This window comes from Sphingobium sp. TomMM15 (genome assembly GCF_055397045.1).
Genome location: NZ_AP027315.1, coordinates 234,908 through 259,735, shown reverse-complemented (window position 1 = coordinate 259,735; position 24,828 = coordinate 234,908). Strand labels below are relative to the sequence as shown.

The following is a 24,828-nucleotide window of genomic DNA, read 5'->3' as shown; positions in this document are numbered from 1 at the left end:
CCAATTACACACTAATGTGTAATATATTCTCATCGAGTCCGAAAGCGGACACATAAGAGGAGAAACGGGATGCACGAACGGGTGCTGGACATGAATGCCAGGGTCGATGCCGCGATCGATGCGCTGGACCCCACCATGGCGCTGATGGCGTTGATCCAGATGACCGGCAATCGGACGCTGCTGAACCACTATTGGGACGCAATCGACGGCCGCCAGGAAGATCTGGTCGAGACGTTCGTCGATATCCATGCGCATGAAGAACGGCCGTCCATCGATCCGGCCGTGGTCGCCGAGATCCGGGATCGCCTGCGCGTGGCGGTAAAGGCCGGGAAGCCTCCGGTCATGCCGCAGCTGGACCGGCCGATGTTCAAGCGGATGAGCCGTTTGCTGCTGGGTCAGGACCTTCCCGAAATGTCGGTGGATGTCGCGTTCCAGCATGCCGGGTTCACCACCGACACGCGCATTCGCAAGGCGGCCGATGTCCCGCCCGCCGATTTCAAGGTGCTGGTTGTGGGCGCGGGCATGATGGGCATCAACGCGGCCATCAAATTGCAGCAGGCGGGATTTGACTTCACCGTGCTGGAGGCGATGGACACGGTTGGCGGCAACTGGCTGACCAACACTTATCCGGGCGCGGCGGTCGACACGCCGAGCCGCATCTATTCCTTCTCCTTCGAGCCCAATGCTTCGTGGACGCAATTCTACCCGCGCGGCCAGGAATTCCTGTCCTATCTGGATCGCGTCACCGACAAATATGGCCTTCGCGACCGGATCCGGTTCGGCACCTGGGTCGAGGGTGCGGAATGGGATGAGAAGCGCAAGATCTGGACGGTGAAGGCGGTCCGGAACGGCAAGCCGGAAAGCCATGAGTGCAACGTCCTCATCATGGCGGTGGGACCCAACAACAATCCCAATTATCCCAAGGTGAAGAATCTCGACAGCTTCAAGGGGCCGGTCATTCATTCGGCCGCCTGGGACCATTCGGTCGATCTGACGGGCAAGAAGGTCGTCCTGGTCGGCACGGGCTGTTCGGGCGTACAGGTGGCGACGGCCATTGCCGACAAGGTTGGCGAACTGGTGATCGTGCAGCGCCAGCCGGAACATATCATCCCCAATCCGCAGGCGCATGCGCCGGTGGCGGAACTCGAGCGCTGGGCGATGGAATATGTGCCCTTCGTCGCGCAGTGGAAGCGGCTGCAAAGCCTACACAGCCAGATGCGCGACATGCACGGCATGATCATGAAGGATGAGGACTATGCCGCGAAGACGGGCGGCTTTGGTCCGATCAACGACGGCATGCGGATGATGTGCGAAGGCTATCTGAACAGTCATTTCCCGGACGATCCGGAGATGGTGAAGCTGTTGACACCCAACTTCCCGGTTTTCGCGAAACGACCGATCCTGGATTGCGGCTTTTACGACACGCTCAAAAAGCCCAATGTGTCGATCGTGCGTGGCGAATTGGCCGAGGCCGAGCAGGACGCGGTGATCCTGGCCGATGGCACGCGGATCGAATGCGATGTGCTGCTGCTGTCGACCGGCTATAATCTGCATTTCGGGCGGCAGTTCGACATTCGCGGCGTCGGCGGCGAAACTTTGACGGACGCGTTCGACCCGCATCCCTTCTCCTATGAAGGCATGCTGATCACCGGCTTCCCCAACTTCGTCTTCATGGGCGCGCCCTACAGCTATCTGGTCGCCAACCATGCGGTGGTGAGCGAGCAGCAGGTCCATTATATCATCGAACTGCTGCAATGGATGGTGGACGATCATCTGTCGTCCTTCGATGTGTCGCCAGAGGCGACGCAGGCGTTTATCGACGATGTCGATGCGAACCTGGCCAAGACCGCCTGGGTCCAGTGCGGCAGCGCCCATGGCTATTATCGCGACAAGGGAGCCGACGGGCAGAAGAAGGTCATCCTCGCCATCCCGCGCCACAACTCGCGCATCTGGCATGTCCTGCGCTCGCCCCGCGAAGAAGACTTCAACGTCACCCGCGCCGATGATGCCGTCAAGCCCGCACCGCGCGAAATGGAAATGCTGACCATCTGATCCGCTTCCGTAAACAGGAAACGGATGAAAACCGAATACCATTAGGAGACTAGATGATGCTTCGTGATCTCGCTGAGCAATTCCGCCCGGTCGCACCTCCGCAGTTGATCGATAAGGCGTATACGGACGATCAGCATGCGCGTTTGTTGAGTGTTGCTCGTAACAATGGTCCTTGGCCGTTGATGCTGGCAGAAAACTTCAAAACGCCAGAGGAGGTTATCGCCACGACTTCAGGCGCAGGCAAGAAATTGCCGGAAGGGGTCAAGCTGACCTGGGACATGATTGGCATCTATCCCGGATTTCGAGGATATTTGGCGCGGGGGGGAACCTGCTTCTACCCGGAGATCGAGGATTGCTATTACAACTCCCGCTTTCTCGAGCTGGTACGTAATTATTACGACTGCCAATATGCCGAGCCGGAGACCTTCCTCTTCAATATCCAGGGACCAACCCCCCTTGGCGGGCCACCCCATCTGGATGGCACTGTCTTCCGTGGTTTGACGATGGAAAACACGCCGCTCTGGCTGCTGCTGACCATGGCGAAGTCCTGCCTGTTCAATCGCTGGCGCTCGAAGAAGGGCCAGGTGATCGCCTGGTATTATAAAGGTAAGATCGGCGGCGGCTTCAACTGCTGGCCTGATGGGCCGAGCGGTGAGGCCATGCAGATCAACGCCCCCATGTGGGGCCGTGCGGTGGTCGTCGAAAACGAGATGACGTTCCACCACGGACAGGCTGCGGGTCCGGTCGCCATGCGCAGGCCGCAAGGGCTCGACATCAGTTCGACCTTTGGCCCTGATGCGCAGGATCCGACCGGCTGGCAGATCGAAACTTTTGGCAAGGTCACCCAGAAGGTGCCGGAAGAGGAAATGCGCTTCCTGGTCCATTGGGGCGCCCGCCTGTTCAAGGACATGGACGATTTCAAGCTGACCTACGATCACCGCGACGACATCACCCATGAGCAGGCGATCAACATGCTGATCGAGGACATGAAGAAGCGTGGTGTCGAGTTCGAAGTGCCGACCGATCCCATGAATGACAATGCGTTCGTCGGACTTCTGGCCACGGTCTATGATATTGGCGGTCCTACGAACATCCCGCCCGATGCAATGGACGAAGCCGCCTGAGGGCGGCTTCACCCACCGCTTCACGCAGTTCGGCGACCAGTCAATCGCTGTGCGAGAATGTCAGAATAGGAGATAAAACATGGCTATACCCTTTGCCAAGAACGGCAACACCGATTTCATGTTCACCAAACTCCAGGTCAAGGACCTCGACAAGGCGCTGTCCTTCTATTCCTCGGCCATCGGTCTGGTCGAGATGAACCGCGTTGAAACGGAAATCAATGAGCGGAAGGTCAGCGAAGTCGTGTTTATGCCGACCTACGAGGGTGGGCCGCTGTTCATTCTTGCTCAGTTCCACGACACCCAGACGCCTGCCGCAAACGAGTTGATCCTAGGCCTGGCAACGAAGGATATTGCCGACCTGATCGCCCGAGTGGAAAAAGCCGGTGGACGTGTTCTGGAACCAGCGCGGGAAGTTCCCGGCATGGGCGGCATGCAGGTCGCCTTTGTTGCCGATCCGGAGGGTCATATGCTTCAGCTGAGCCAGAACGGCGGTTGATTTTGCAGGAAACAGGCTCGCGAGGAGCGATGGCGCTTTTCGCGAGCCATGTGCCGGTCTGAGCAGTCGCAGCGCCTTATCCCATAGGCGGATTTGCCTCCCCGGTCAGCGCCACGGCGCGGCCCAGCGCCTCGCGGCATTCGCCCACGATGCGCTCGATCAGTTCGGCGCATGTCGGAATGTCGTCCATCAAACCGATGCCAAGCCCGGCCCAGACCAGCCCGCCATCCACTTCGCCACTCTCCAGCGCAGCGCGCCCACGCGCACCGGCGACCAGCGGCCGAATATCCTCGAACGTAGCACCGGGCTCCCGTTCCTTGACGTTCACCTCCTCGGCAACGGCATTGCGGAACACGCGGGCCGTGTTGCGCAGCTGGCGGAAGATCAGCGTCGTGTCGCGCTCCGTCCCCTGCACCACCGCCTGCTTGATCGCCTCATGGATCGGCGCTTCCTTGGTCAGCATGAAACGGGTGCCCATGGTCACACCCTCCGCGCCCAGCGCCAGCGCCGCCGCCATGCTGCGCCCGGTCGCCATGCCGCCTGCCGCCAGGATCGGGATCTCCAGCGCCCGCGCCGCAGCGGGGATCAGCACCATGCCCGGAATGTCATCCTCGCCCGGATGACCCGCCGCTTCGAACCCATCGATCGACACGGCATCGACGCCCGCCCGCTGGGCCGAAAGCGCATGGCGGACGGCGGTGCATTTATGGACGATCTTGACGCCCGCCTGCTTGAACCGAGCGATGAACTCGGCGGGACTGCGCCCGGCTGTCTCGACCACGCCAACGCCCGATCCGGCGATGACTTCCGCATAGGCTTCGTAGGGAACCGGCTGCGCGGTCGGCAAAATGGTCAGGTTCACGCCGAACGGCTTGTCCGTCATCGTGCGGCACCGCTCGATCTCGGCGGCCAGCGCTTCAGGCGTCGGTTGCGTCAGCGCCGTCAGGATGCCCAGACCGCCAGCATTGGACACCGCCGAAGCCAACTCGGCGCGGCCCACCCACTGCATGCCACCCTGGATAATGGGATAGCGCGTGCCAGTAAGCTCGGTAATCCGGGTCTTCATTCCACCATTCCCCTTTGATCAGGCCGCTTCCGCCTTGCCTTTATCCTGCGTCCCCAACCGCCAGCACTTGTATGTGGCGTATAGCCCAGCGCTTCTGCTTAATTTTCGAAGGTAAGAGCAAGGATGAGAATCTTCACGACGCCAAGGCTCTACCGCCCTGTGTCCGGCTCATCCAAGCAAAGTTGATAGCCGCGCCGAAAGATAGCGCCATGAGCAGCAACATAGCCACATGATAGTTGTTCGTCGTATCTCGCAGCCAACCTGCGGCCGGAGCGCCGAACGTGAAAGGCAGGGTGAAAGCGCCGAGAAATCCTATAGTGCGCGGAAATGCCGCTACCCCGAATATCTGGGCGACGAGAACCGCAACCAGCGGGAAAATGGCCGCTCCCGATATGCCCATGATTATCATCGCCAGCGCCAATGCGGGAAACCAGCCACTTGCTGAAATTAGGATCCAACTGACGGTCAATCCTGCACCGGCAGCACTCAATGTGCGCGCGGGGCCGAATTTATCACAAGCCAGTCCTGCCAGAATGGACCCGAATATGCTTGCAAAGCCCTTGATGGACAGGAGCAGCGCTCCCCAGCGGGCCGCGACCCCATATTCGGTTGCGATGGCAACGATATGGGCAGACCCGGTGATGGTACTCGCCTGAAGGACACCCTCGCCGATCAACACCCCCCAGAACAGCGGATGCGAGAGGATGGAAGGTCGTGAGCCCGCAGCCACTGTGGCGCTTTCGGGGCAATCGCTCTGCGGTGGCTCCGAAATGCCCAGCAGTACGGGCAGGAGCAAAATGTGCAGTACCGCTAGGGTCACGAAGAATGTCGGCAGGCCAAATCTTTGTATGACTGCAAGGCCGAGGAGGGGAATGACAGTGACGAATAGCGGAATATACGCAATCCCGACCGCCCTTCCTCGCGCCTGTGGATGCCAATTCCCGGCCAATATACTAGGCGGCAAGCCTCCGAGCAGAGAAGCGCCAGGGCCGATCGCGAGCGTGCATACGATAAGTGTAGCCTCAATCGATTGCACCAAGGCAAGCAGAAGATAGCCCGTTATCGAAAGCACAGCACCGGTCATCATGGTGTTGCGCAGGCCGATCCGGGAAATCATTCCCGCGACGATCAGACCCAGCCCGCTCATCGCCAGCACCGTGAGGGCAAGGACCATCGCGGCCATGCTCCGCGTCGTGTCGAAACGGGCCTGAATCGCCAGTATGCTGACCGCAAAGCCGCCAAACGCGCACCCTGTGGCTGTATTCTGCGCGAGAAATGCCCGGACGAGCATCATGCGCGCTGTCCGCCTGTTCGGGTCAGCGGCGGCGCGCCGTTGCGCAAGGCTGCTCATATTATGGCGATCCCAAGAAAGTGGAGAAGGCGAGCGTAGCCGTCACGTCAACTGTGACGAGCGGCTACCTTTGCTCACAATAGCTGCCTCATTTTCCCGTAACGATGCGTTATCGATGACGAATCGGTAACGCACTTCGCCCTTTTCCATGCGCTCATAGGCGGCATTGATGTCCTGAATGTCGATCAGTTCGATGTCGCTCGCGATGCCATGGGCTGCGCAGAAATCCAGCATCTCCTGGGTTTCGGCGATCCCGCCGACATTGGAGCTGGCGACCGACTTGCGGCCCATCATCAGCGACACATTGTGCAGCGGCGGATCGATCGGGCCGAGCAGTCCCAGCAGGATGAGTGTCCCGTTCCACGCAAGTGTCGCGACATAGGGATTCACGTCATGCGCGTTGGGAACAGTGTCGAGGATGAAGTCAAAGCTGTTGGCCGCCGCCGCCATCTGCGCCTCGTCAGTTGACAGCACGACATGGTCCGCGCCTAGGCGGCGCGCTTCTTCCTCCTTGTCGGGGCTGCGAGTGAACAGCGTCACTTCCGCGCCCATCGCCTTGGCGAACTTCAGGCCCATATGACCCAGGCCGCCAAGGCCTACGACCGCCACCTTGTGTTCCGCGCCGACCTTCCAGTGACGCAACGGCGAATAAGTGGTGATGCCTGCGCACAGCAGCGGCGCTGCCGCCTTCGGGTCCAGGCCGTCGGGGATGCGTACCGTGAATTTTTCCGACACGACGATATTTTCGGAATAGCCGCCTTGCGATGGCATGCCGTCATGCCGATCCGCGAACCCATAGGTGGGCGTGGCATATTCCACGCAATAGGGTTCTTCGCCCGCGTTGCATGGCTTGCACTTCTGGCAGGAGTCCACATAGCAGCCCACCCCAACCATGTCGCCGGGCTGGAATTTGCTGACGCTGCTCCCGACAGCCGCCACCCGGCCAACGATCTCGTGGCCAGGAACAGTCGGATAGGTGACATACCCGCCGTGATTGCGGACGTGATGCAGGTCAGAATGGCACACGCCGCAATAGAGGATATCGATCGCCACGTCGTCGGCACGAAGATCCCGGCGGGCGAAGGAGAAGGGCTCCAGATCGGTATCGGAGGCCAGCGCGGCATAGCCTTTGGTCAATTTGGTCATGACTGTGTCTATTGTCCTTAGATGAGGCCGAGACCGGAGAGGTCAGCCAGATATTTGCCGATCAGTTCGCGCGACAGATGCGGGACATCCTTGGCAGCGCCCACTTCATGCCGGATCACATCCGCGCGGAAGCGGGCGGAAGGAACACTGGTCCCGAATTCTCCCGGCATCTGATATTGCAGCTGGTGCAGCAGCGGCAGCGACGAATGTTGCCGCCGATCCTCGGGCAGCGCACGCATGGCGGTGCCGAAACGTTCGAGCCAGTCGGCGTAATCCTCGATCCGTTGGACCGGATATCCGGCGGCGTCTATCCAATCGACGAAGCTGTCCAGCGAAATGCCGTCATCATGGGAATTGATGACATGGTAGGTGCGATAGCCGCTCGTCGCCTTGGCCCCCAGGACGGCGATGGCCTCTGCCGTGAAGTCCACCGGCAGCCCGGGATAATGGGGCTTGGCCGTGCCGCTGTAGAATGACTGCGGCGCCAGCCCCGTAACCACGATGCTGAGCAGCAAGCGGGTGAACATGTCGGGGACGTTGAGTTGCCCTTCATAACGGCTGTGCGCCAGGATCATGTCCGAGCGGAAGGTCGCAACCGGCAGGCCGAAGCGATCATGCGCATCCCGCAACAGAACCTCAGCCGCCCATTTGCTGTTGGCATAGCCATCGGCGTAGCCCTCGCTCGACAGCGGCCGGACGGAGGAAGTCGTGCGTACGTCGGCGTCTTCGTCGATCATCACGCCGTCCGGCGTATGGGCCGCCGCCACGGTCGAGACATTGTTGATGGGCTTTAGCCTATGCGTGATGCCCAAGCGGATGACCTCCGCCGTGCCTGCGACATTGGGGCCGAACAGCTGATGATAGGGCAGGACGTGGTTCACCAGTGCGCCTGGATGGACGATCAGATCCACATCCTGGGCCAACCGCTTCCAATCGGCATCGGCAAGGCCAAGCTGCGGTTCGCCAAGATCGCCTGCCAGAACCTCCAGATGCGCGTCGGCGAGTGCCTCGAAGCGGCTCTTAAGTTGCGGGTCGCTGCTGAAGACCTGCGCGATGCGCTGCCGTGCCGCTGCTGCGTCGCGACCACGCGCGACGCAGATCAGCTTGCCGCCTACGTCGGCCATGCGCTCCAGCCATTCCAGGCCGAGGAACCGCCCCAAAAAGCCGTTCGCTCCGGTGAGGAAAACCGTCCGCACTTCCGTCGAAGGAGGCGAGGCGTTGCGCGCCGCGTCGAGGACACTGCCATCGATGAAGCGATCCAGCGTCAAGTCGCTCGCGCGGATCTCCTTCGCACCGGCTCCGTGCACCGAAGCAAAGGTCGTTCCCTTCGCCTCGCCACTTCGACCCCGTTCGATGAACTGGGCGAGGTCCTGCATGCTTCCGGCAGGGCTGTTGATGACCGATACCGGCACATCGATGCCGTAAATATCTTCAAGCAGCAGCGAGCAGGACACGGCCGAGAGCGAGTCTCCACCCAGATCGGAGAAGCTCATCCGCTTGGAAAGATCGACATCCTCCAATCCGAGCGTCGCCTTGACGGCGCGGGCGACGGCTTCGAGCACGGGAAGCTCCTTGCCTTCACGGCGCAGCGCCTCAAGCTCATCCTGCTGGCTTGCCGCGATCCTGTCGTAAACGGCTTCAAGCGCGCCGGTATAGCGTTCCTTGAACTTGGGCCGCTGATATTTGCCGATGCCCGCCAGCAGGCCATTCTCTGCGCTGAAGGGCTCATGCTCGACGATGAAGTCGCGCGGCACTTCATAAGGTTGCAACTGTTCTGCGCGCGCGATGTTCTGGATCGCTTCGCGCAACGCGTCCTTGATCGCAGCCGGGTCATCGGCGATGCCCATCTGCTGGAGCGTCGCTTCATTAGGCACAAAGACGCCCACCAGAAATGCGCGCTCGCTGCTGCCGTATAGATAGACTTGCCGGATGAGCGGATCGCCGTTGGTGAAGATCGCCTCCAACCGGGCAATGGCGACGAACTCGCCCTGCGCGAGCTTCAGCACATTGTTGCGGCGATCGATGTACACCAGATGGTCGGGTGCGATCTCCTGCATGATGTCGCCGGTCTTGTAATATCCGTCTTCGTCGAAAACTTCGGCGGTCACATCAGGTCGCTTGTAATAGCCAAGCATGATGCTCGACGTCTTGATCCGCAACTCGCCGCGCGGATAGGGCTTGTCGGTCTTGAAATAGCCAAGCTCAGGCACGTCATCCAGCTTGTAGTCGATCACTGGCGGACGAACGATCCGGTTGTCGGTCAGCACTGCGGCGACTTCGGTGGCGCCATAATTATTGCCGAGCTTGTAGCCCAGACATTCTTCCATGAACTGCGATAGTTCAGGGGCGAGCGGGGCCGAGGCGAAGGACGCGACGAGCAGCCGCCCGCCCAAGAGAATATCGCGGGTTTCCCGCAGCAACTCGGCCTTGACCGTGTCCAGGTCCGCGCCGGGTGCAGAGCGCCGGTCGAGCGCGACCTGATATTGCTGGTAAATCATTTCGCACACGCGCGGGACCAGCATCATGTAGCTTGGCCGACAAATGCGCATGTCGTCGAACAGTTCGGACAGGTCCTTCTTGCCCGTGAAATAGCCAATGCCGCCCAGCCCCAGGAGCGAGAAGACGATGCTCCGCCCTGACGTGTGGTTCATCGGCATGTAGATGAGGTTGATCATCGGCATGGGCGAATCGACGAGCCACAGCTGCTTGATCATCCGCTCAGGCAGCATCGCGCCCTTGGGCAGGCCGGTGCTTCCTGACGTGTAGTAGATGGTGGAGAGCCGCTCTCCGTCCGCCTTATCGAACAGTGGCGCGGGCGGCATCGCGCTGCCCTCCGCCAGAGCCATTTCCAGCGTGACCAGCAAATGCGACAGACCCGCATCGGCGAGCTTTGCCTGGGCGGCCTCGAACCGCTCGCGCTCGTCATCAACCTCCGGATGATAATCGAACAGCAGCACACCGCGCGGACGATGGCCCTGGATGACCAGTTCGGCGGCCGTTTCGATATATTCCAGGCTGACCGCCAGCCAACTGGGCGCCACCTCGTTGAAGATGGACAGCGATTGCTGGAACGCGCCATTGGCCTGAAGGGGAACCGCCACTGCCCCATTGTGGATCGCGGCAAGATCGACCGTCGCAAAGTCCACGCTGCCAAAGGCAAGAAGGCAGAGAAACTCATCGGCTCCCAGCGACTGATCAGGATTATTGTGCCAGAAGGCGGCAAGTCGACGCGCCCGGTCCCATAACGTGGCGTAGCTTGTCGTTTCGAAATGCTTCTGGATCTCCCGCGTGGTGCGCCCGGTCGCGGGATCGACCTTCAGTTCCACCGCGCGCTCGGCCAATGCAGGTCGGTCAGCATAGCCCTCCATGCAAATCGCCACGATCTGGGCGAAACCGAGACCGCTGCGACGCTTTGCAGTGTTGATTGCAGGGTCCGGTATCGCTGCCGCGACTTGCGGATCGGTTTCGATCAATAACTTCAGCCGTGTTGCAATGCCTTCGGCATAATCGTCCATAGACACCGTGTATTGCGAGCGATCCAGCTTGTCCTGAATACCCATATCACCTCTCGAAATTATCTTATTCAGAACAATATCATTCTATTGCCCGGAACATCTTTCTTCAGTTCATCCATCTAACGATGAGGACGATCGAAATTGCAGCCGGTGCACAGTTTGGCTGCGGTGCCGCCTTGCGTCGTGAAACTACGACTCCTGCCGTCGGGCAATTCCGTCGTCAGAAGCATGGCCCGAATATTTGGCAATCACCAAGTTTTGTCAATGACCGTTTTTTGAGCAGTGCGCATTTCTCACACGCACGCAAAGGCAGGCCTGAAAAGGCCGTGTTTCTGGTCATCCCATTTCCGTTTGGCGCCCTGCGCGTCAGCCCCGCTTGGCCGAGGATTTAGCGTCTGCCCTGGGGAGATTCGATATGTCTCGCGGAGTGATCGTTTTTGCTAGCTCTACCAAGCCCTTGACCGCGATATTCTTGACGCCGGGCATGTCGGATGCCCATGGCCGCCCAAAGCCCGAAAACATCGTCATTCCATCCGTTGCGCCATATATGAATATGGCTACCACTGCCGCATCCTCATGGCTCAACGCAGGGTTCAACCGTTCCACGAAAGAGGTGATCATCTGATGGACATGGCGATGCAGTGCTCCCAGCCTATCCGCCACCAATTTGTTATGGTTGGCCATGGCCCAAAGCTCGGTAAATAGATGCGCGGTCTGCTTCGTGCTGACGTCATCAAGAATATGGGCGATCAATCGCGCCAACCCATCCTCTGCGGAAAGGCTGGGCTGTTCCATCGCCCCGTTGACCTGGGTTTCGCCCGCAACAAGAATCTCGTCGAGCAGGACCTCGACCAACAGTTCCTTGCGCGGAAAGTGATGATTGACGTGACCGACCTTCAAACCGCATTCGGTAGCGATGCGTTGGAGCGTAAAGGCGCTGGCGCCTTCCTCGACCAATACATGCAGCGCCGCCTTAAGGATGGCGTTCACCGTTTCGGCTCCGCGCGAATAGACGCCAGGTTTCCGGCGCTTGGTTCCAATACGGTCATCGTTCATGGGCCGCTTATATCTCTGGCTGGGCGGCGATCAACCGACGAAACGGAAATGGGGTAAAAGATCAGGGAGACCCAGTGGGCTCGCGGTGAGACGCGCAAATCGCACTTCTCCCTGACGATCGTCCGGGGCATCTGATTTTCCCCATTGACAAAATCTTGTCATCCACCAAGTATTTGGCGCGGGCACACGTTGCTCAGCGGGGAGGTATAGGAAAGGCGCAGATATCACGGAGAGTTAGAAAGGAAAGACTCCATCCGCTGATGATCAGATCTCCGAGTCGGAGTGATCTTACTAAGTTTAAGATAAGAGCTGATAAGTTCGTAAATCGATTCGTGATTGATAATTCTGACGTTATTCAAGTCATAACCATTCTGGTTAATGGCATGAATTTTTACATCGATGGATATACGATTATCTTTATAACTATCATGTCCAGTCGATGATAGAAAAATATTCGAAAAGTATGACCAGGCAAAAAGGGGAGATTTCATGATTGCGCGACATCTATTTCTCGTTCGCACCTTGATGGGGAGTGTAGCTCTCGCAGGCTGCGCTGGAACGGCCTTTGCTCAGACGTCGACGGGACCGGGTGAGCCCACGGCAGCAGCAAGCGGTCCTGCGGCCTCCGGTCTGTCGGAAATCATCGTGACGGCACGCAGGCGGGCCGAACGGCTTCAAAATGTCCCGATCTCTGCCACTGCCTTTGATGCTGGCTCGCTCACGCAGCGAAATATTTCAAACACGCAGGACTTGCTCGGACAAGTACCGTCGCTCGTTGTCGGCGGCTCTGGCCAGCAGCGCAATAGCGAGAACGTGACCATCCGTGGCCAAGGCGCGACTTTCAATGCAGCCCCAGGCGTGGTGCTTTATTCGGCCGAGGTTCCGATCATCGCCGATCAGCGTAATAATGCGCAGAATGGTGGCGGCCTCAATTATTATGACCTCGCCAGCCTGCAGGTACTGCGCGGGCCGCAAGGCACGCTGTTCGGCCGCAACACGACAGGCGGCGCCGTCTTGTTCGAGCCGCAGCGTCCAACCGATCGGCTCGAAGGCTATGGCCAGATCCAATATGGCAATTACGATTCGATCGAATTGCGCGGTGCTGTCAACGTGCCAATTGTTGAAGACAAACTCTTGCTGCGTGTCGCCGGCATTTATCAAAAGCGGGACGGCTTCACGCACGAGATCACCACTGACACAGACTTGGACAATCGCAACCGTTATTCATTCCGCGCAGGACTGACTTGGCGCCCGGCGGACGGGATTGAGAATTATCTTCTTGCGACCTTCGCTCGCGTTCAGGAACATGGCACCGGGACGGTGCTCAACGCCGTTCCCGCCGGTGTCGATCCTCAAACGGGGCTGGCGTTCAGCACATATCTGCAGCAACAGATTGATCGCGGAATCCGTTCGGTAGCCCTTAGCCCACTGCTCTTTAGCGAACGCACGCGCTATTTCTCCGTGACAGATATCTTTTCGGCAGAACTCACGGATGCTTTGACCTTCCGCAACATCGCCAATTATCAGCATCTGAAGAACAGCGCGCCTTTTGATGGTGACGGCTATCCCGACGATCACAGGCCGCCATCCGCACAAGGCGGAACTTTGATCGGGGGGGATGAGATTAGTCCCGGTGGATTTCCGAAATATAACTATTACACTGACGCACGCCAATATTCGATCGAACCTCAGATTCAAGGCAATTTGGGTGAAGACGCGCTCAACTTCACGGTAGGCGCTTACTACCAGAATGTTAAGCCGACAGGTCCGCAGCTTGTTAGCGCGTCTAATCCGACAAGAAGAGGTCAAAGTTCAGACAGCAAAGCGCTTTATGCGCAGGGAACGTTATCGTTCGGCAGTTTCTCTGACAGTCTTGATGGACTACGGTTGACAGTCGGCTATCGCTATACATGGGACAAGCTGACGGCCTTCTCAAACTTCGGCCTCCCTGACGCTCCGGTTACGTCATCGAGCGCCAAATTCAAGGCGCCAAACTGGACGGCGGGCCTCGACTACAATGTCGACAAGAATGTGTTGTTGTACGCAAAGGTCAGTCGTGGATACAAGACAGGCGGCGTCGGCACTGCAACGCCCGCGCCTGAACTACGTTCGTTCCAGCCCGAATTCGTAACGGCTTATGAAGCAGGCATAAAAGCCGATTGGCACATCGGCAGCATTCCGATCCGCACGAATATCAATTATTACTACACGGATTATAAGGATCTGCAGAGGACAGGCGGAACCGCCTATTTCTATAATGGGCAACAGGTCTTTGGCGCGCAGACCAGCAATGCTGGGAAAGCGCATATCCAGGGTGTGGAGTTCGAAGGCGAGTTGCGGCCCGCAAGCTGGCTCACGCTATCCGGGACCTATTCGCACATCGCTGCGAAATATGACAAATATGCAACGCCATCGCTGTTTCCTGACGGCATTCCCGCCTTCGGCCTGCCGCCCGGCTTCGACTGCGGCGTGGGCGTTCCGTTCAATGGCGCGACGGGGCAGTGCGTCCTGACTGGTATACCTTTCCAGTTCACGCCGAAGAACCAGTTCAGCATTACCGGCAGGGTGGATCTGCCGCTGGATGAGTCCATCGGGAAGGTCAGCATTTCCGCTACTTATTCCTATATCGACGCCCAATACACGTCGCCTTCCAAGGCGCCGGTCGACGAACCGTTCGCCTATATCGGCGGAAACTGCCCCCGCCTGAATTCGGGCACCTATGCTGGGTCAGTCCAGTGCGGCCCGGGAGATGGTTATGGCTTGCTCAGCATGAACTTGCAGTGGCAGAATGTCGCAGGATCGAACTTCGACCTCGGCGCATTCGCAACCAACCTCACCAACGTGAAGTACATCATCAGTAGCCAGGGCGTATCCTATCAGAATGGCTTCAACTCCTACATATATGGGGAGCCCCGAATGTACGGCGTATCGGTCCGATATCATTTCGGTAGTTGAGTAAGGCGAAGCGCCATCGGCCAATGGGGCCGATGGCGCTTCGAGCCGAACATTCGTTTCTCCATTTGATCCGCAGATATCGGTCGGAAACCATGCGAGCAGAAACCGCCAGCGGAGCGGTTCAGCGATTTGTATCCGCGTTCAGGGCCAGCACCGATAGGATTAGCGCCGTTGCGCCATTGCGGATCGCTGCCGATGCTGCCGGTGCATAGAGTGGCGAATGGTTGGTGGGCGGCGCCATCCCGCGCGCCTTATAATCGGCAAGTGTTTCGGGCCGGTCGCCTCCGACCATGAGATAGGCGGAGGGGATGCCCCTTGCAGCGAATTCGGAAAAATCCTCGCTACCCGAAAAGCCAGGGGCACTTGCCGGGATCGAGATCACGCCAGAGCCGAATGCAGCCTTCAAAATGGGGGCGATCTTGCCCATAAGGCTGACATCATTGAGCGTTGATGCCGTTCCGTTCAGCTGGGTGATCGTTGGTGCCGGTGCGCCTGCCATGAGCGACACCGCACGCGCGGTCCTATCCACGCCGCTAAGCAGGAGGGCGCGCACCTCCGGCGTGAAGGAGCGCAGGCTAAGTCGGAGCGTCGCTGTGTCCGGGATGATGTTGCCGACGCTGCCTGCGTGAAAAGCGCCGACCGTGAGGACGCCAAACGTCGCCGCTTCCTTCTGTCGGCTGATAATTGTCTGTACGTCGCTGACGAAATGCGCGCCCATGACGATCGGGTCGATGGACGAACTGGGCGCCGATCCGTGCCCGCCACGACCGTTGAAGGTGATTTCCAACGCGTCGGACGCAGATAGGATGACTCCATCCTTCATCACGACTGCGCCAAGCGGCAAGCCGCCGCCAACATGCGCCGCTAGCGCATAATCCGGCTTGGGGAAGCGGGAGAAGAGGCCGTCATCCAACATTGCCTTGGCGCCACCCAATGGTTCTTCGGCGGGCTGGGCGATGAAGAGCAATGTGCCGCGCCATCGATGCTTCATCGAAACCAGCGCCTGCGCCGTGCCGACCCACCACGCCATGTGTACATCGTGGCCGCAGCTGTGCGCCACGAAGCTCTGCTTGCCATCAAGTTCAGCCTTTGCGCGGCTGGAGAAAGTAAGTCCCGTCTTTTCCTCCATTGGCAATGCGTCCATTTCAGTTCGCACCAGTGTCACCGGCCCGGGTCCATTCCGGTAAATGGCGACTACGCCTGTCTTGCCTACATTCTCTGTCACGTCGAAGCCGAGCGCGCGCATGTTCTTGGCCAGCAACTTCGCCGTTCTGCGCTCTTGGAAGCCAAGTTCAGGATGCTGGTGGATATCGCGATAAAGCGCTTCCAACCGGGGCATTGCGCCTTCCAGCATCCGGTCAATCACTGCTTTGTTGTCTCCACCGCCGTTGGGGTCTGGCACCTTGGGGACGGCGGTCGTCGCCGCAAGGGCTCCCGCCGACGAGAGCAGCAGTGTCAAGGTGGTGAGAGCGGCGATGCGCTTCATAGTTTCCTCCGGTTCTGATTATGGATGCAGAGCAACATAGCCGCGCCCGCCGAACCGCGCCCTTATCGTCTGTTCATCTCTATAACCTGGAGTGATAGCGCTATTGCAGGGACGCGCGGATGGCCTTAGCCAACAGCGCGCCGCTAGGTGTCAGCAGCTCTTCGTCCCTTTGAATAAGCGCAATATGCATTTCAGGCAGGTCAATGCCGAGATCAACCTTAGTCAGCGCGCCACTTTCGAACCTGTGATCAAGATGCGCATTCTTGATATCGGCCCAATGACTGATGAGCGCCTGTTGCTCTGCAAGCTTGAAATAAACTGCAATAGACGTGCAACGGGAAATCCGCTTTGGAACATTACAGCCCAGCCGGTCGGCGAGGACGGGAATATATCCATGATGATAGTCGGCCAAGTCGCCGGTGATCCATTCAAGCGCCATCAGCTGGTCGATCGTCTGGGGCAGTATTGGGTCTTGTCCTCCCACCGCCAGCATCGTCGGATAGCTTCTCAACGCAGCGTATTGCAGACCCGCGAGATCCAAACTGCCATAATGGTGGACGATGCCGAGATCGAGTGTTCCGCTGCGCACCGCATCAAAAATATGTGCAGGTCTCAATTCGAGCAAAGCCAGTTCCACAGACGGTTGGCGCTCGCGAAAGCTAGCAAATACATCCGCGATATTCGTGCCTGCAATGGGGGGTGAAATGCCGATCAGCAATCGCCCTCCCAGCGTACCCTTCAGCGAGTCGACTTCCTCATGGGCTTTATCCAGCTCCTTCTGAATGCTGTCATGGCGTTTTGCCAGGATTGCACCAAAAGGTGTCAAGGTGGCACCCTGCGCATTGCGGACAACTAGCGATACGCCGAGCTGGCGCTCCAATTCGCGGATCGATTTACTCAGTGCGGGCTGCGAAACATGCATGGCGCGCGCTGCACGCTGGATGCTTCCGGCCCTGGCAACCTCCGCTAGCGCGCGCAATTGATGAAGTTTCATCGACTTTTGCCTCTCGCCCTACCATTCCGGCACCTTAATAATGGTTTTGCCAAAGTCGGCGCTCCTTGGTGTGGCTTGAAATCGTTGCGATCAGAAATTTGACCGCTCAATAGCAGGATGTGGAATGGCGTTGCCACTCCCGCTTTGGTAATCGACCTTCCCAGTTTGGCGAGGCCTTGGCCGGGGACGGCTTTAGCCAAGGTGGCTTCCGTAAGCTGGTCGTCGTTTATCCGCTTTTGCATACAGGCTTTGCATAGCTCAGTGCGATTTCTGTACTTTTCGGCGTAGGCCGATGGCAGATAGTGTCTTACAAAATCGCATTTATCGGGATTGAAATGGGCACTGCCGCACAGGAAGAGACGTTTTCAGACATTCGTGAGGGCATTCGCCGTCTTTGTGCGCGGTTCCCCGGAGCCTATTGGCAGGAGCTGGATGCTGAGCGGCGCTATCCCACGGAGTTCGTGACCGCGCTGGCCAGCGAGGGTTGGCTATCTGTCCTCATCCCGGAAGAATATGGCGGCTCGGGACTTGGGCTGGCTGCCGCGACGGCAGTGCTGGAGGAGGTGCACCGCTCCGGCTGCAATGGTGGCGCGGCGCATGCGCAAATGTACACGATGGGCACCGTCCTGCGGCATGGGTCGGAGGAGCAGAAAGCGCGCTATTTGCCCAAGATCGCGTCGGGGGAACTGCGCCTACAGGCATTCGGCGTCACCGAGCCGACGAGCGGCACTGATACCACCCGCATTCGGACATTCGCCAAGCGAGACGGCGATGACTATGTCGTCAACGGGCAGAAGATCTGGATCAGCCGCGCTGAACATTCCGATCTAATGGTGCTGCTGGTGCGCACCACGCCGCGCGAGGAATGTGCCAAGCCGACCGATGGGATCAGCGTTCTGCTGGTCGACATGCGCGAAGCCGTCGACAATGGCCTTACCATCCGGCCGATCCGGACGATGCTGAACCATGCGACTACGGAGCTATTCTTCGACGATCTGCGGGTGCCAGCGGAGAATTTGATCGGCGAGGAAGGAAAGGGCTTCCGCTACATCCTGTCGGGCATGAACGCCGAACGCATCCTGATCGCGTCCGAATGTATCGGCGACGCGCGCTTCTTTATCGATCGCGCCAGTGCTTATGCGAAGGACAGGTCGGTATTCGGTCGTCCGATCGGCCAGAACCAGGGTATCCAGTTCCCGATCGCGCGCGCCTATGTGCAGACGACCGCCGCCGCTGCCATGGTGGATAAAGCGGCAGCGCTGTTCGATGCGGGCGTGCAGCCGGGCACGGAGGCGAACATGGCTAAGATGCTGGCGTCCGAAGCATCCTGGTTTGCCGCCGACATGTGCGTCCAGACCCATGGCGGATTCGGCTTCGCGGAAGAATATGACATTGAACGCAAGTTCCGCGAAACGCGCCTTTATCAGGTCGCGCCGATCTCGACGAACCTGATCCTCAGCCATGTGGCAACACATGTGCTGGGCCTGCCGAAGAGCTTCTGATGAGCAAAGTGCTGGAAGGCTTGTTGGTCGTCTCGCTGGAACAAGCGGTGGCAGCCCCATTGTGCACCAGCCGCCTTGCCGAGGCTGGCGCGCGAGTCATCAAGCTGGAGCGGGCGGAGGGTGATTTCGCACGCGGCTATGACTCTGTCGTGCATGGCGAGAGCGCCTATTTCGTCTGGCTCAACCGTGGCAAGCAGTCGTTGCGCATTGACCTCAAAGACCCGACCGACGCGGCGCTGGTCGAACGGATGCTGTCGAAGGCAGACGTGTTCGTCCAGAATCTTGCGCCCGGTGCGGCGGCACGGTCGGGGTTCGGATCGGCTGATCTGCGCGCCCGCTATCCGCGCCTCATCACCTGCGACATCACCGGCTATGGCGAAAGCGGCGAAGCGGCGGGGATGAAGGCCTATGACTTCCTGATACAGTGCGAAGCCGGGCTGGCGAGCATCACCGGCACGGCCGACGATCCCGCGCGCGTGGGCGTGTCGGTCGCCGACATCGCCTGCGGGATGAACGCGCATGCCGCGATCCTCCAGGCGCTGATCGAGCGGGAGCAGACGGGCAAGGGGCGGGGCATCGCCGTGTCTCTGTTCGACGGGCTGGCCGACTGGATGACGGTGCCGCTGCTGCATTATGATTATGGCGGCAAGGCTCCGTCGCGCGCTGGTCTGAAGCATCCCTCGATTACGCCCTATGGCGCCTTTGCGACGGCGGACGGATCGCAGATCGTGGTGTCGATCCAGAACGAGCGGGAATGGGCGAAATTCTGCGCCACGGTACTCGGCGACGCGAGCCTTGCGACTGACCCGCGCTATGCGTCCAACACGCTGCGCTGCGCCAATCGCCCTGAGCTGGATGCGCTGGTCGGCCGTGTTTTTGCAGCCGAAATGCCGGAAGCGCTGATCGCCCGGCTGGAAGCGGCTGGCACCGCGTGGGCGCGGCTGAACGGCGTCGACGGCCTGTCGCGGCACAGCCAGCTTCGCCGCGTTACCGCCGAAACGCCGACGGGGCCAGTCGCCTTGCCAGCCTCGCCCATAAGATGGGATGGCGAGGAAGCGGTCGCGCTGTCAGTTCCGGCTTTGGGCGGCGATGACAACGCGATCCGCGCGGAGTTTATGTGAGCGAAGTGGTGGAACATCGCAGGGACGTGGCCGCCGCCCGTCAGGCACATTTGCTTGCCGCGCTGCTCGATCATGAGACGCCGCCGTGGCGGGCGGGAGAATTGCCGCCGCTCGCCCATTGGCTGCTGTTTCCGCCTGATACGCGGCAGTCCGGTATCGGGCCGGACGGTCATCCGCTGCGGGAGGATGATGGCCTGCCGCGCCGGATGTGGGCGGGCAGCCGTGTCCGCTTCCTTGCACCGATCATGCTCGGCAGCGAAGTGGAGCGTGAGACGAGCGCGATCGCGGTCAATGACAAGCAGGGCCGCTCCGGACGCATGCGCTTCGTCACCCTGCGTCACCTGTTGAAGGTGGACGGCCAAGTCTGCGTCGAGGAAGAGCAGGACATCGTTTATCGCGAAGGCGGGCGGAGTGGGACTCCTCTTCCGCCCGAAACGGTGACTTCGATCCCGCCCGTAGCGCGTGTTGTAACGATCGACCCGGTGCAGCTTTTCCGCTTCTCCGCCCTTACCTTCAACGCGCACCGCATTCATTATGACCTTTCCTATACCCGGGATGTCGAAGGGTATCCCGGATTGGTCGTCCATGGCCCCTTCATCGCGACCTTGCTGATGGATCATTTCCTGCGCCACACCCCGGCCGCGCAGGTGGCGAGCTTCTCCTTCCGCGCGCAGCGGCCGATTTTTGCGGGAGAGCCATTCACGCTGGGGCTGTCGGGCAACGACTTGATGGCGATTGATCATGCGGGCGGGCTGGCCATGCAGGCGCGGGTGGAAGCCCGATAGCCCTATCCTATGCCGCCAGATTCGTCAGCTTTCCAACATCCGGTAGAGAGGCGAGATCAAGTGCAGCCGTGGCGAGCGCGTCCGCCTTGTCGTTCCCGAGTGCGCCATTGAGCAACGCTGCGCCCGCCGGAGCATAGACCGCCGCATCACCAAACACTCTCGCGGTGCCATTGCCCATGCCCATCGCAGCCACGGTTGCGAGCAAGGGTGGAGCCACTGCCGCCTCACCGCGCGCGCGCGATGCTGCCGATGAGGTCGAGCAGGAGGAGGGGGGGTGCGCTCGACAACTTCTGGCGGGAGGGAAGAAATCGAGACGGTGGCACAAAAGTTCGCCAAGGCTTCCGTGATTTTCATCATCTCACCGGATGACGAACGGGTTCGACACGGGCGAGCCAAGGTCGATCCACACGCTCTTGGTCTGGAGATATTCGTCCATCGCTTCCTGCCCGCTTTCGCGGCCGATGCCGCTGCGCTTCATGCCGCCAAAGGGAGCCATGAAGCTGACCGCGCGATAGGTGTTGACCCAGACAGTGCCCGCTTCGACCCGTTCCGACATGCGAATGGCGCGGCCGATATCTTGCGTCCATACCCCAGCGGCGAGACCATAAGGGCTGTCATTCGCGATCGACAGCGCCTCCTCCTCATCATCGAACGGGATGATGGCGAGCACCGGCCCGAACACTTCCTCGCGCGCGATTGGCATCTGGTTGTCGACGCCGGTAAAGATAGTGGGCTGCACGAACCAGCCACCCTCCAAGCCTGCAACGGTGGGTTGGCCGCCGCCCAGCACGCATTCGGCGCCTGACTGGCGCGCGCTTGCGATATGATCGAGCACCTTGCCCCGCTGGGCGAGGGTTGTCACCGGCCCGACCTGCGTATCGGCAAGCTTCGGATCGCCGATACGGGCCGTGCCTGCCAAGGCGATCAGGCGCTCCACCACCTCGTCATGGACGTCGCGCTGCACGAGCAGGCGCGATCCCGCGATGCAGGTTTGGCCCGACGCCGCGAATATGCCGGACACCGCGCCATAGACTGCGCGTTCAAGGTCCGCATCGCCGAAGATGATGTTGGGCGACTTGCCGCCCAGTTCCAGCGTAACCTTCTTCAGGTTTTCGGCAGCGGAGCGATAGACCGCAATGCCGCCGGGCTCGCCTCCGGTGAAGGCGATCTTGGCAATGTCGGGATGCTTGACCAAGGGCTCGCCGCACTCCTGGGGCAGGCCGGTCACGGTATTGACCACGCCCGCCGGGAACCCCGCGCGTTCGAACAGCTCGACAAAGGCGAGGGTCGAGCAGGAAGCATGTTCGGACGGCTTGATGACCGTGGTGTTACCCGCCGCCAGCAACGGCGCCAGCTTCCACGCAAGCAGCAACAGCGGTGAGTTCCACGGCGTGATGCAGGCGATCACGCCTAGCGGCTCGCGGCGGGTGAAGGCATGCATCGACGGCTTGTCGATGGGCAGGACATGGCCCTCAATCTTGTCGGCCAGACCAGCAAAATAGCGGTAGTAGGCGGGGAGATAGCCAAGCTGCGCGCGCATCTCCACGATCAGCTTGCCATTGTCATGGGTCTCGATCTGCGCCAGCCGCTCGGCTTCTTCAGCCAGTATGTCGGCAAAGCGGTAGAGCAGGGCACCACGCGCGGTTGCTGTCAGGCCGCGCCACTCGGGCGAGCGGAAGGCGGTGCGCGCGGCCTCCACCGCTGAATCGACGTCGGCAGAGGTGCAACGGGGGATAAGCGCCCATGCCTCACCCGTCGCAGGATCAAGGCTCTCAAACCATTCGCCGCCCGTTGCGTCGCGCACGCTACCCGCCAGCAGATTGCGGAACCGGACCAGATCATCAGCCATCACACATTCTCCCCAAGCCGACGTGGGCTGCTGCTTCAGTTTGGCCCAAAGCCTAGATGCTCCCGCATGCGCGCCTTCAGCCATACACCGTCGCGCGCGGGCAGGGCACGCGGCGTTTCTTCATGGACAATGCGGATGACGATCAGGCGCGGCCCTTCGCCGATGGTGCCGATCGCTTCACGCGCCCGGGCAATGCCAGCCTCGTCCGTGATCTCGAAACATTCGGTGAAGCCGCAGACGCGCGCCAGTTCGGCCAGGTTGATGCCTGCGCCCGCATGGCTCATCTGGCCGCCCGTCTCGCCATAATGGCCGTTGTCCAGCACGACGATCGATAGGTTCTTTGGACGCTGCACAGCGATGGTGGCAAGGCCGCCAATGCCCATCAACTGCTCTCCATCGCCTGTGACCACTGTCACCGGGCGGTCGGGTTGCGCGAGAGCCAGGCCCAGCCCGGTCAGCGCCGCGCCGCCCATCGCGCCCCAGAGGTAGAAGTTGCCGGGATGGTCGCCCGCTGCAAAGACATCATAGGTGGGCGAGCCAAGGCCAGTGACGATCAGCATATCCTCGCGATCGGAGAGCAAGGCCGCGACCGCCGGGCGGCGGTGGAGACGGTTCACTTCAGCCATTTCTTGGCTCCCAGCATGCTTTGCGACAACAGGATGGCGATCGGCTGATCGCTTTCAAACGCCATGGTGGCGGCGGAAGCCATCATGGGGGCGAGGTCTTCCAGCCGGTCGATGCGGATGGTGGTGACGCCCATGATCTCAAGCGCGGCGGGCGTCGCCCGGCCCATCGAGACTTGCCACGGATTGAACTCCTGAAACTCGCCGCGCATCGTGACGATGGTCAGGAACGGAATGCGGCAACTCGCCAGCAGCGAGAGCATGTTGACGCAGTTGCCAACGCCGCTCGACTGCATGAGGAGAGCGCTGCGCTCCCCGCCCAGCCAGGCGCCGGTGCAAAGAGCGATGCCCTCTTCCTCGGTGGTGAGGACGATGGTCTTCATGGTTTCGGCGGCGCTGCACATGCGGATCAGGCGCGCATGGCCTGCGTCCGGAACATAGCTGACCTGCCGAACATTCGCCTGTTGCAAGGCGTCAAAGATTATCGGTGCCCAGGGGGAGTCGGCGTGCGCCCCCGTTTCCGTCTCACTAATGGCTGACATGCGGTCCTCGAAGTGGATTTCGCAAAGCCTATTGCGGGATTTGCTAAACCAATAGGAACAATCTACGCGTCCAGCTATGTCGGTTAAGCATGATAAAAAGGGTGTGAGCAGGTGGACTTCCGGCGGCTTGAACATTTCCTGAAAATCGCTGAACTCGGATCACTCAGCCGGGCAGCTGACAGGATGCGGATTGCTCAGCCTGCCCTCAGCCGCCAGATGCGCATCTTGGAGGAAGAGGCTGGCACGCCGCTTTTCTACCGCCACCGCCGGGGCATGCAGCTCACCCCGGCTGGTGAGGAATTGCGCCAGCATATCGCAGGGCCGGTACGGCAGGTCCGGCAGGCCTTTGACGATATACGGAACCAATCGGCGGAAGGGGGCGGCCAGATCGCCCTCGGGGTTCCGCCTACGGTCAGCTATATTCTGGCCGGGCGGCTTGCCCGCCGTGTCGCGGAGCAGGCGCCCAATATCTCGCTGCGGATCGTCGAGGGCTATGCAGGGCACCTCATCGACTGGCTGCAAAGGGGGGAGATCGACGTCGCGCTGCTTTACGGCCCGGCTTCCGATTTCCAGATGAACGTCGCGGAAATGCTTTACGAGGAGCTGGTGCTCGTAGGCCCGTCTTCCTCCGACCTCGATCCCGCGACGCGAATCCCTGTACAGGAACTCGTCAAGCTCCCCATCGTGCTGCCTAGCCAGTCGCACGGGCTTCGCCTGATCGTGGAGGCCGCGGCGCGCAAGGTCGGCGTGCCGCTCAATGTTCGATTTGAAGCAGACTCGTTCCTGGTGCTCAAAGAGCTGGTTGAGTTTGGTCTCGGCTACACTGTGTTGCCGCTCTCATCCTTGAACCGGGAAGTCGACGCTGGCATCCTGCGCTACGCACCGATCGGTAATCCGCCCGTTGTTCGCCAGCTGGTGCTCGGCATGCCCCGAGAGGAGCAGTTGACCCGTTCAACGCGGATCATCGTTCGGCTGGTGCGCGAAGAGATCAAGCATCTGGTGGATAGCGGCGTCTGGAAGGCGCAGCTGCAATATTGATTTTCTGGTGCCAGCGCGGTTCGGACATATCGATCCGGCATAGGTGGCGATAGCTGTTCTATGACTATGAACGCCACTGTGGAGCTATTTTGCCGCGACGCAGGAACATGAGAATATGGGGAGGATC

General features: G+C 60.1%; 19 protein-coding genes and 1 pseudogene. 9 read left to right on the top strand and 11 right to left on the bottom strand.

What is annotated here, in order from left to right; translation table 11 throughout:
* The first annotated feature begins 69 nt into the window (after positions 1 to 69).
* The 3 genes from ACZ51H_RS13975 (at position 70) to ACZ51H_RS13965 (ending at position 3,672) form a co-directional block, all read left to right on the top strand.
* On the top strand, positions 70 to 2,052 hold the full coding sequence (locus ACZ51H_RS13975) for a flavin-containing monooxygenase (protein ID WP_464803349.1): 1,983 nt from the start codon (positions 70 to 72) through the stop codon (positions 2,050 to 2,052).
* Positions 2,053 to 2,105: 53 nt separating this feature from the next.
* Positions 2,106 to 3,176 carry a hypothetical protein gene (locus ACZ51H_RS13970; protein WP_464803348.1) on the top strand — a complete coding sequence of 357 codons (1,071 nt, stop codon included), beginning with the start codon at positions 2,106 to 2,108 and terminating at the stop codon, positions 3,174 to 3,176.
* Between the two features lie 79 nt (positions 3,177 to 3,255).
* On the top strand, positions 3,256 to 3,672 hold the full coding sequence (locus ACZ51H_RS13965; RefSeq protein ID WP_464803347.1) for a VOC family protein: 417 nt from the start codon (positions 3,256 to 3,258) through the stop codon (positions 3,670 to 3,672).
* Between the two features lie 76 nt (positions 3,673 to 3,748).
* On the opposite strand, the gene ACZ51H_RS13960 is transcribed toward ACZ51H_RS13965, so the two are convergent.
* The 5 genes from ACZ51H_RS13960 to ACZ51H_RS13940 all read right to left on the bottom strand — a co-directional run bounded on the left by ACZ51H_RS13960 (position 3,749) and on the right by ACZ51H_RS13940 (position 11,806).
* On the bottom strand, positions 3,749 to 4,738 hold the full coding sequence (locus ACZ51H_RS13960) for an NAD(P)H-dependent flavin oxidoreductase (RefSeq protein WP_464803346.1): 990 nt from the start codon (positions 4,736 to 4,738) through the stop codon (positions 3,749 to 3,751).
* Between the two features lie 133 nt (positions 4,739 to 4,871).
* A complete protein-coding gene (locus tag ACZ51H_RS13955) occupies positions 4,872 to 6,089 on the bottom strand; it encodes an MFS transporter (protein WP_464803345.1) in 1,218 nt (405 codons plus the stop codon).
* A gap of 42 nt (positions 6,090 to 6,131) precedes the next feature.
* Positions 6,132 to 7,235, bottom strand: a complete 1,104-nt coding sequence (locus ACZ51H_RS13950; RefSeq protein ID WP_464803344.1) for an NAD(P)-dependent alcohol dehydrogenase — start codon at positions 7,233 to 7,235, stop codon at positions 6,132 to 6,134.
* Between the two features lie 17 nt (positions 7,236 to 7,252).
* The gene (gene car / locus ACZ51H_RS13945; protein ID WP_464803483.1) at positions 7,253 to 10,750 is read right to left on the bottom strand and encodes a carboxylic acid reductase; all 3,498 of its coding nucleotides are present in this window, start codon (positions 10,748 to 10,750) and stop codon (positions 7,253 to 7,255) included.
* 366 nt (positions 10,751 to 11,116) lie between these two features.
* Positions 11,117 to 11,806, bottom strand: a complete 690-nt coding sequence (locus ACZ51H_RS13940) for a TetR/AcrR family transcriptional regulator (RefSeq protein ID WP_464795301.1) — start codon at positions 11,804 to 11,806, stop codon at positions 11,117 to 11,119.
* Between the two features lie 489 nt (positions 11,807 to 12,295).
* On the opposite strand from ACZ51H_RS13940, the pseudogene ACZ51H_RS13935 reads away from it, so the two are divergent.
* Both ACZ51H_RS13935 and ACZ51H_RS13930 read left to right on the top strand, forming a co-directional pair.
* Positions 12,296 to 12,757: pseudogene (locus ACZ51H_RS13935) on the top strand (TonB-dependent receptor plug domain-containing protein); the annotation flags it as partial.
* Between the two features lie 63 nt (positions 12,758 to 12,820).
* Positions 12,821 to 14,761 carry a TonB-dependent receptor gene (locus ACZ51H_RS13930; protein ID WP_464803482.1) on the top strand — a complete coding sequence of 647 codons (1,941 nt, stop codon included), beginning with the start codon at positions 12,821 to 12,823 and terminating at the stop codon, positions 14,759 to 14,761.
* A gap of 121 nt (positions 14,762 to 14,882) precedes the next feature.
* Here the strand turns inward: ACZ51H_RS13930 and ACZ51H_RS13925 are convergent, their stop codons facing one another.
* Together ACZ51H_RS13925 and ACZ51H_RS13920 are read right to left on the bottom strand one after the other, a co-directional pair.
* On the bottom strand, positions 14,883 to 16,247 hold the full coding sequence (locus tag ACZ51H_RS13925) for an amidohydrolase (RefSeq protein ID WP_464803343.1): 1,365 nt from the start codon (positions 16,245 to 16,247) through the stop codon (positions 14,883 to 14,885).
* Positions 16,248 to 16,347: 100 nt separating this feature from the next.
* On the bottom strand, positions 16,348 to 17,241 hold the full coding sequence (locus ACZ51H_RS13920; RefSeq protein ID WP_464803342.1) for a LysR family transcriptional regulator: 894 nt from the start codon (positions 17,239 to 17,241) through the stop codon (positions 16,348 to 16,350).
* 335 nt (positions 17,242 to 17,576) lie between these two features.
* Here ACZ51H_RS13920 and ACZ51H_RS13915 point away from each other — a divergent pair, with 335 nt between their 5' ends.
* From ACZ51H_RS13915 to ACZ51H_RS13905, 3 genes are read left to right on the top strand one after another with little or no spacing between them, the layout of a single operon-like run.
* The gene (locus tag ACZ51H_RS13915) at positions 17,577 to 18,743 is read left to right on the top strand and encodes an acyl-CoA dehydrogenase family protein (protein WP_449469119.1); all 1,167 of its coding nucleotides are present in this window, start codon (positions 17,577 to 17,579) and stop codon (positions 18,741 to 18,743) included.
* A complete protein-coding gene (locus tag ACZ51H_RS13910) occupies positions 18,743 to 19,864 on the top strand; it encodes a CaiB/BaiF CoA transferase family protein (protein ID WP_464803341.1) in 1,122 nt (373 codons plus the stop codon). Before ACZ51H_RS13915 ends, ACZ51H_RS13910 begins: the two co-directional genes overlap by 1 nt.
* Complete coding sequence (locus ACZ51H_RS13905) at positions 19,861 to 20,649, top strand: HTD2 family dehydratase (RefSeq protein WP_464803340.1); 789 nt, start codon at positions 19,861 to 19,863, stop codon at positions 20,647 to 20,649. Before ACZ51H_RS13910 ends, ACZ51H_RS13905 begins: the two co-directional genes overlap by 4 nt.
* Before the next feature lie 7 nt (positions 20,650 to 20,656).
* Here the strand turns inward: ACZ51H_RS13905 and ACZ51H_RS13900 are convergent, their stop codons facing one another.
* The 4 genes from ACZ51H_RS13900 to ACZ51H_RS13885 all read right to left on the bottom strand — a co-directional run bounded on the left by ACZ51H_RS13900 (position 20,657) and on the right by ACZ51H_RS13885 (position 23,663).
* The gene (locus ACZ51H_RS13900; protein WP_464803339.1) at positions 20,657 to 20,866 is read right to left on the bottom strand and encodes a hypothetical protein; all 210 of its coding nucleotides are present in this window, start codon (positions 20,864 to 20,866) and stop codon (positions 20,657 to 20,659) included.
* Between the two features lie 141 nt (positions 20,867 to 21,007).
* On the bottom strand, positions 21,008 to 22,498 hold the full coding sequence (locus ACZ51H_RS13895) for an aldehyde dehydrogenase (RefSeq protein WP_464803338.1): 1,491 nt from the start codon (positions 22,496 to 22,498) through the stop codon (positions 21,008 to 21,010).
* Between the two features lie 35 nt (positions 22,499 to 22,533).
* Complete coding sequence (locus ACZ51H_RS13890; protein WP_464795293.1) at positions 22,534 to 23,124, bottom strand: thiamine pyrophosphate-dependent enzyme; 591 nt, start codon at positions 23,122 to 23,124, stop codon at positions 22,534 to 22,536.
* The gene (locus ACZ51H_RS13885; protein ID WP_464803337.1) at positions 23,112 to 23,663 is read right to left on the bottom strand and encodes a hypothetical protein; all 552 of its coding nucleotides are present in this window, start codon (positions 23,661 to 23,663) and stop codon (positions 23,112 to 23,114) included. The genes ACZ51H_RS13890 and ACZ51H_RS13885 overlap by 13 nt, the downstream gene beginning before the upstream one ends.
* A 111-nt stretch (positions 23,664 to 23,774) precedes the next feature.
* On the opposite strand from ACZ51H_RS13885, the gene ACZ51H_RS13880 reads away from it, so the two are divergent.
* On the top strand, positions 23,775 to 24,701 hold the full coding sequence (locus tag ACZ51H_RS13880; protein ID WP_464803336.1) for a LysR family transcriptional regulator: 927 nt from the start codon (positions 23,775 to 23,777) through the stop codon (positions 24,699 to 24,701).
* Positions 24,702 to 24,828 lie beyond the last annotated feature (127 nt).

Excerpts from the sequence above, each read along its gene's own strand:
- ACZ51H_RS13885 (WP_464803337.1), bottom strand. The coding sequence starts at position 23,663 with ATGTCAGCCATTAGTGAGACGGAAACGGGGGCGCACGCCGACTCCCCC.
- car (WP_464803483.1), bottom strand. The coding sequence starts at position 10,750 with ATGGACGATTATGCCGAAGGCATTGCAACACGGCTGAAGTTATTGATC.
- ACZ51H_RS13890 (WP_464795293.1), bottom strand. The coding sequence starts at position 23,124 with ATGGCTGAAGTGAACCGTCTCCACCGCCGCCCGGCGGTCGCGGCCTTG.
- ACZ51H_RS13940 (WP_464795301.1), bottom strand. The coding sequence starts at position 11,806 with ATGAACGATGACCGTATTGGAACCAAGCGCCGGAAACCTGGCGTCTAT.
- ACZ51H_RS13955 (WP_464803345.1), bottom strand. The coding sequence starts at position 6,089 with ATGAGCAGCCTTGCGCAACGGCGCGCCGCCGCTGACCCGAACAGGCGG.
- ACZ51H_RS13925 (WP_464803343.1), bottom strand. The coding sequence starts at position 16,247 with ATGAAGCGCATCGCCGCTCTCACCACCTTGACACTGCTGCTCTCGTCG.
- ACZ51H_RS13920 (WP_464803342.1), bottom strand. The coding sequence starts at position 17,241 with ATGAAACTTCATCAATTGCGCGCGCTAGCGGAGGTTGCCAGGGCCGGA.
- ACZ51H_RS13965 (WP_464803347.1), top strand. The coding sequence starts at position 3,256 with ATGGCTATACCCTTTGCCAAGAACGGCAACACCGATTTCATGTTCACC.
- ACZ51H_RS13950 (WP_464803344.1), bottom strand. The coding sequence starts at position 7,235 with ATGACCAAATTGACCAAAGGCTATGCCGCGCTGGCCTCCGATACCGAT.
- ACZ51H_RS13910 (WP_464803341.1), top strand. The coding sequence starts at position 18,743 with ATGAGCAAAGTGCTGGAAGGCTTGTTGGTCGTCTCGCTGGAACAAGCG.
- ACZ51H_RS13960 (WP_464803346.1), bottom strand. The coding sequence starts at position 4,738 with ATGAAGACCCGGATTACCGAGCTTACTGGCACGCGCTATCCCATTATC.
- ACZ51H_RS13975 (WP_464803349.1), top strand. The coding sequence starts at position 70 with ATGCACGAACGGGTGCTGGACATGAATGCCAGGGTCGATGCCGCGATC.
- ACZ51H_RS13915 (WP_449469119.1), top strand. The coding sequence starts at position 17,577 with ATGGGCACTGCCGCACAGGAAGAGACGTTTTCAGACATTCGTGAGGGC.
- ACZ51H_RS13970 (WP_464803348.1), top strand. The coding sequence starts at position 2,106 with ATGATGCTTCGTGATCTCGCTGAGCAATTCCGCCCGGTCGCACCTCCG.
- ACZ51H_RS13895 (WP_464803338.1), bottom strand. The coding sequence starts at position 22,498 with ATGGCTGATGATCTGGTCCGGTTCCGCAATCTGCTGGCGGGTAGCGTG.